The sequence below is a fragment of the Alistipes sp. CAG:29 genome, assembly GCF_000435435.1.
GTDB lineage: Bacteria > Bacteroidota > Bacteroidia > Bacteroidales > Rikenellaceae > Alistipes > Alistipes onderdonkii.
In genome coordinates this window covers 24,993-31,250 of record NZ_FR893503.1, presented here as the reverse complement: position 1 = coordinate 31,250, position 6,258 = coordinate 24,993, and the positions used below count along the sequence as shown (strand labels likewise).

General features: G+C 62.0%; 4 protein-coding genes and 2 pseudogenes. 2 read left to right on the top strand and 4 right to left on the bottom strand.

Features of this window, described 5'->3' with window-relative positions; all coding sequences use genetic code 11:
* On the bottom strand, positions 1-758 hold a 758-nt coding region (locus QVP03_RS11745; RefSeq protein ID WP_288210801.1), incomplete at its 3' end, for a tyrosine-type recombinase/integrase.
* A 52-nt stretch (positions 759-810) separates the two neighbouring features.
* Between QVP03_RS11745 and QVP03_RS11740 the strand changes: the two genes are divergently transcribed.
* The gene (locus tag QVP03_RS11740) at positions 811-1,626 is read left to right on the top strand and encodes an alpha/beta hydrolase (protein WP_022333603.1); all 816 of its coding nucleotides are present in this window, start codon (positions 811-813) and stop codon (positions 1,624-1,626) included.
* Positions 1,627-1,634: 8 nt separating this feature from the next.
* A pseudogene (locus QVP03_RS11735) lies at positions 1,635-2,195 on the top strand (flavin reductase family protein); the annotation flags it as partial.
* A 339-nt stretch (positions 2,196-2,534) separates the two neighbouring features.
* Here the strand turns inward: QVP03_RS11735 and asnB are convergent.
* From asnB to ilvN, 3 genes and pseudogenes are all read right to left on the bottom strand, one after another.
* Positions 2,535-4,229, bottom strand: a complete 1,695-nt coding sequence (gene asnB, locus QVP03_RS11730; protein WP_022333601.1) for an asparagine synthase B — start codon at positions 4,227-4,229, stop codon at positions 2,535-2,537.
* 210 nt (positions 4,230-4,439) lie between these two features.
* Positions 4,440-5,559 (bottom strand): annotated as a pseudogene (gene ilvC, locus QVP03_RS11725) (ketol-acid reductoisomerase).
* Positions 5,560-5,579: 20 nt separating this feature from the next.
* A complete protein-coding gene (gene ilvN / locus QVP03_RS11720; RefSeq protein WP_022333599.1) occupies positions 5,580-6,113 on the bottom strand; it encodes an acetolactate synthase small subunit in 534 nt (177 codons plus the stop codon).
* Positions 6,114-6,258: the final 145 nt, after the last annotated feature.

Here is a 6,258-nt window from a genome sequence, read left to right as displayed (position 1 = left end):
AGCAGGTGCGTCGCAAACGTATGCCGGAGCACATGGGGGCTCTTCTTGCCCTGTACGCCCGCACGGGTCAGTTCCGCCTGTACCGTGCGATAAACGACGCTCCGCGATATGCGCTTTCCTTTGTGTGTTAAAAATAGTGCTTTTTCCGCAGAATTGCAAATATTTTGCCTCGCAATTAGGTCGAGGTAACTTAAAATCTTTTCGCGTACGAATTCGAGGATCGGTACCATCCGTTGCTTGTCTCCCTTGCCCCGTACCCGCAGCGAGGCGTAGTCGGCCGAGAAGTCGTCGCGGTCGATGCCGACCAGTTCGGCAAGGCGCAGGCCGCAGGCGTAGAACATCAGGATGACGAGCGAATTGCGTGCCGTTTCGAAATCCCCGTCCGCCTCTTCGCATTTGCTGACGATGTCCGTCATGCGGCTCTCGGGGATGAAAGCCGGCAGGCGGCGCGAGGTCTTGAGCGAGGGGATCGTCCGGCAGATGTCTTTTTCGATGGCCCCCGTGCGGAGCAGCCACCGGAAGAGGGTGCGGATCGAGGCGATTTCGCGGTTCATCGACGCCGCGCCGATCTTGCCTTCCTCCGTGCGGTGGATGATCCATTCGCGCACCTGGTCTGCGGTGATGCTGCGCGGGTCGGAGCGCGCCTCGTCGAAATCCAGCCATGCCAGGAACTGCCCGACGTCGTGTTTGTAATTGCGGACGGTGAGCGGGGAGTAACGCCGTTCGGCGCTGAGGTATCGGATGAATTCCGTTAGCATATGGCAAAGATACGTTTTTTTCGTATTTTTGCCTTCACTAAACCCATATACCATGAAACGGATTTTTATTTTTACTTTTTTGCTGTTGCTGGCGGTGCGGGTCGTTTCTGCGGCTACGGTCGACACGCTTGCCGTGCACAGTCCCTCGATGGATCGTGACGTACCCGTCGTGGCGATCGTGCCCGAGGGCGCATCCGCCGCTGAGCCCTGTCCGGTGGTCTACCTGCTGCACGGCTACTCGGGCGATGAGACGGCATGGCTGAAGATCAAGCCTTCGCTGCCCGCAATCGCCGACCGCGAGAGGATCGCCTTCATCTGTCCCGGCGTGGGGAACAGTTGGTACCTCGACAGCAAGGTGCGCGAGAAGAGCCTCTACGAAACCTTCATGATACGCGAGTTGCTGCCCGCTGTCGAAGCGCGTTATCCCGTAGCCCGCGACCGCTCGGGACGCGCGATCACGGGCCTGAGCATGGGCGGTTTCGGGGCCATGTCGCTCGCCATAAAGCACAAGGGGCTGTTCGGTGCCGCAGGCAGCACGAGCGGCGGGCTCGACATACGTCCTTTCCCGCAGAACTGGGAGATCCCGCAGTTGCTGGGCGAGATTACGGAGCATCCCGAAGCCTGGGAAGAGGCTACGCCCATCAACCTCATCCCGCAGCTCGGGAACGGCGACCTGGCGATCATCTTCGACTGCGGCTACGACGATTTCTTCTTCGAGGTAAACAACGATTTCCACGACGAGTTGCTGCGCCGGGGCATCATGCACGATTTCTATGTACGCCCCGGTGGGCATACCGGTGCCTATTGGGGCAATGCCATCGACTTTCAGATCGTATTCTTCCGCAATTTCTTTGCGAAGGCTAACTGACGCCGCCGATGAAGGAGAGCTGGAAACCCGGGACGCTGATCTATCCGCTGCCGGCCGTGCTGGTGAGCTGCGGTGCGACGCCCGAAGAGTATAACCTGCTGACCGTGGCGTGGACGGGCACGGTATGCACCAACCCGCCGATGTGCTACATTTCGGTACGCCCCGAACGCCACTCCTACGAAATAATCCGCCGCCCGGGGGAGTTCGTCATCAACCTCACGACCCGCGACCTGGCCCGCGCCGCCGACTGGTGCGGGGTGCGGTCGGGGCGCGACTACGACAAATTCCGCGAAATGGGGCTCACGCCCGGGAAGGCCTTGCAGGTCGCGGCGCCGATCGTAGAAGAGGCGCCCGTAAGCATCGAGTGCCGCGTGCGGCAGGTGATGCCCCTCGGTTCGCACGACATGTTCCTGGCCGAGGTGGTCGCCGTGCAGGTCGATGCCGCCTATATCGACCCTGTTACGGGGCGTTTCTGCCTCGAACGTGCCTGCCCGATCGTTTACTCCCACGGCGAATATTTCGCCCTGGGCGAGGCCATCGGCCACTTCGGCTGGTCGGTGCGCAAGAAGCCGCGCCGGACGGCGGGCGCTGCCCCCGCAGTCCCCGCACCTGCCGCAGGGAATATCCCGGCTGCGGAAGTTTCCGAAGCACCCGGGGCAGACCCCGGGGACGGGAAGCCCGCCGTAAAACGTGTCCCTGCGCGAAAACCCGTGGCACCTGCCGCCCGCCGCTCCCGCCGCAAACCCGACGCGAAGAAGCAGCGGCGCTGATGCCGGGCGCGGGGCTGTCCGGCCACTCAGGGCGCAAGAAATCGCTCCGGTCACAGGTATCTGTGACCGGAGCGATGCCGTTTATGAATTCCGATCCGATAAAGGAAGGCCCCTGCTTCGGCAGGGGCCTTACCGGGTTCAGTCGGTTTCGGGTCGGTGGGTGTCGTGTGTCAGGTCGGTGTTGTGCACGCCCAGCACGGCGCGCCCCGACGGTTCGTTCATGTCGCGGAACGCCTTGTCCCAGGCCAGCGCTTCGGCGGTGCTGCACGCTACGGACGGTACCGACGGTACGCACTGCGCTGCCGTATGCGACGGGAAGTGTTCCTCGAAGATCGTACGGTAATAGTACTCCTCCTTGTTGCGGGGCGGGTTGATCGGGAAACGCTCCGCAGCGTGTTCCATCTCGCGGTCGGAGACCGCCTCTGCGGTCAGCTGCTTGAGTGTGTCGATCCAGTTGTAGCCTACGCCGTCGGAGAACTGCTCTTTCTGACGCCATACGATCTCGGAGGGGAGCATGTCCTCGAACGCCTTGCGCAGGATCCATTTTTCGATATGCCCGTCCTTGGCCATTTTCGCCGCCGGGTTGATGCGCATCGCCACGTCGAGGAACTCTTTGTCGAGGAACGGCACGCGCCCCTCGACACCCCATGCCGAGAGCGACTTGTTGGCGCGCAGGCAGTCGTAGAGGTGCAGCTTACTGATCTTGCGCACGGTCTCCTCGTGGAAGGCACGGGCGTCGGGCGCCTTGTGGAAATAGAGGTAGCCGCCGAAAACCTCGTCGGCACCCTCGCCCGAGAGCACCATCTTGATGCCCATCGACTTGATGACGCGCGCCAGCAGGTACATCGGCGTCGAGGCGCGTACGGTCGTCACGTCGTAGGTCTCGATATAATAGATCACGTCGCGCACGGCATCCAGCCCCTCCTGTACGGTGTAGTTGATTTCGTGGTGTACGGTGCCGATATGGTCGGCGACCTTGCGTGCCGCCGCCAGGTCGGGCGCCCCTTTCAGTCCGATGGCGAACGAGTGGAGCTGCGGCCACCAGGCCCGGTCGCGGTCGTTCGATTCGACGCGCCGGTCGGCGTATTTCTTGGCGACGGCCGAGATGATCGACGAGTCGAGGCCGCCCGACAGCAGTACGCCGTAGGGTACGTCCGACATGAGCTGCCGCTTGACGGCCGATTCCAGCGCCTCGCGCAGCGCCTGTATGTCGGCGCCGTTGTCCTTCACGGCGTCGTACTCGAACCAGTCGCGCTTGTACCAGCGCACCATTTTCCCCTCGCGGCTCGACCAGTAGTGCCCGGGCAGGAACGGCCGGATGGTGCTGCATACCCCTTCGAGGGCTTTCTGTTCCGATGCCACGTAGAATTGCTCGTCGCTGTCCCAGCCGATGTAGAGCGGGATGACGCCGACCGGGTCGCGGGCGATCAGGTATTCGTCCTTTTCGATGTCGTACAGCGCGAAGGCGAAGATGCCGCTGATCTTTTCCAGCAGCCCGACACCCAGTTTGCGGTAGAGAGGCAGGATCACCTCGCAGTCCGAGCCTGTCTGGAAATCGTATTCGCCGGCCAGCTCGGCGCGGATCTCCTGATGGTTGTATATCTCGCCGTTCACGGCCAGCACCTGTTTCCCGTCGCAGCTGAACAGGGGTTGACCGCCCGACTGGGGGTCGACGATCGAAAGCCGCTCGTGCGAAAGGATCGCCCGCTCGCCGCAGTAGACACCCGACCAGTCGGGGCCCCGGTGCCGTATCTGCTTCGACATTTTCAGTACCTGCCCACGCAGCGCATCCGATTTCCGGCGGATGTCAAATAGTCCTACGAAACCACACATAGATTGATTGTTGTTGTATATTACGTTACAAAACTGTTAATTGCCGGCCGCCTGTGTCCCGCTGTGGGAATCCCGCCGCGTCGCCGCCTCTCAAGTCCCCGCCGGGGCGGGGGCTCGGGGAAGGCCGGATTTACAAGCGGTGCCGGAGGCGGCGGACACGACCCGCCGGAGCGCGAAACAATCTGAAAAATTGCAAGGCCTCCCGGGGGATCAGTTGTTCTCCGGGCGGAGCTTGCGCACCACGGCGCCTGTCTGCCACATCTCGCTTTCACGCATCTCGCGCAGCTCCTCGTTGAGTTTCTCGCGGTAGTCAGGTTTGCTGTTCAGGTCGATCGAGCGCTGCGCCTCGTTGCCGGCGGCCACTTCGCCGTAAAGCTCTTCGAAGACGGGTTTGGTGGCATCGCGGAAGCGTTTCCACCAGTCCAACGCACCGCGTTGTGCCGTGGTCGAGCAGTTGGCGTACATCCAGTCCATGCCGTTCTCGGCCACCAACGGCATGAGCGACTGGGTCAGCTCCTCGACCGTTTCGTTGAAAGCCTCCGAAGGGGTGTGCCCGTGGGCGCGCAGCGTGTCGTACTGGGCCGCGAAAATACCCTGGATGGCACCCATCAGCGTGCCGCGCTCGCCCGTCAGGTCGGAGTAAACCTCCCGCTTGAAGTCGGTTTCGAACAGGTAGCCCGAACCTACGCCGATGCCCAGCGCCACCACGCGTTCGAATGCGCGCCCCGTGGCGTCCTGGAATACGGCGTAGCTCGAATTCAGGCCGCGGCCCTCGAGGAACATGCGGCGCAGCGAAGTCCCCGAGCCTTTCGGGGCGACCAGGATCACGTCTACGTCGGCCGGCGGCACGATGCCCGTGCGCTCCTTGTAGGTGATGCCGAAGCCGTGCGAGAAGTAGAGCGCCTTGCCCGGCGCGAGGTGTTTCTCGATCGTCGGCCATACGGCGATCTGCCCGGCGTCGGAGAGCAGGTACTGGATGATCGTGGCGCGCTCGGCGGCCTCCTCGATGCCGAAAAGCGTCTGGCCCGGCACCCAGCCGTCGGCTACGGCCTTGTCCCAGCTCGCGGAGCCTTCGCGCTGGCCCACGATGACCCTCGCCCGGTACCCAGCCGTCGGCGACGGCCTTGTCCCAGCTTTTCGAGCCTTCGCGCTGTCCGACGATGACGTTGAATCCGTTGTCCTTGAGGTTGAGCGACTGCCCCGGCCCCTGTACGCCGTAGCCGATTACGGCGATGGTTTCGTCCCTGAGGACTTTGCGTGCTTTTTCCAGGGGAAACTCTTCGCGGGTAACGACCTTCTCTTCTACTCCGCCGAAATTGATCTGTGCCATAGTTGTATGAGTTTTAAAAGTTAAAATGAATCCGTTCTTTGTCTGTTCCTCTCGAGTTCTTCGAGGTATTCGTTGAGCAGCTCGCGCCGCGATTTGATGATGGCCACCGTGCCGCTGCGCACGAACTGCTGCACGCCGAAGGGTTGCAGCAGGCGAAACAACGCCTGCGTCTCGGCCTTATGGCCGGTTTTCTCGACGACGATGTAGTCGTCGTCGATCTCCAGAATGCGGACATTGTGCTCGCGTACGAGTTTCTCGACGTTGCGGCTGCGCGTGACTTTATAAAGGGCGATCTCCTGCTGCACGACTTCGTCCGAGGTGTAGACGAAGACCTTGAGCACGTCGATCCTTTTTTCGACCTGCCGCGCGAGCTTCTCGACCCGGTCGGGGCCGGTGCGGACGACGATCGTGAATTTATGGATGCCCGCGAGCGCCGACTCGGAAGTCGTCAGGCTTTCGATGTTGACATTGCGGCACGTGAAGACCGTCGTGATCTGGCTCAGCAGCCCGACCTTGTTCTCCGAAAATACGGTGATGATATACTCTTGTTCCATACCTCGTTCGGTTTATTCGAGCCGGATCGCCGACACGGGAGCGCCGGCCGGCACCATCGGGAATACGTTTTCTTCGCTTTCGACGCGCACCTCCAACAGGTAGGCGCCTTTGCAGGCTTTCATCTCGGCCACCCCCCCGCCCCCC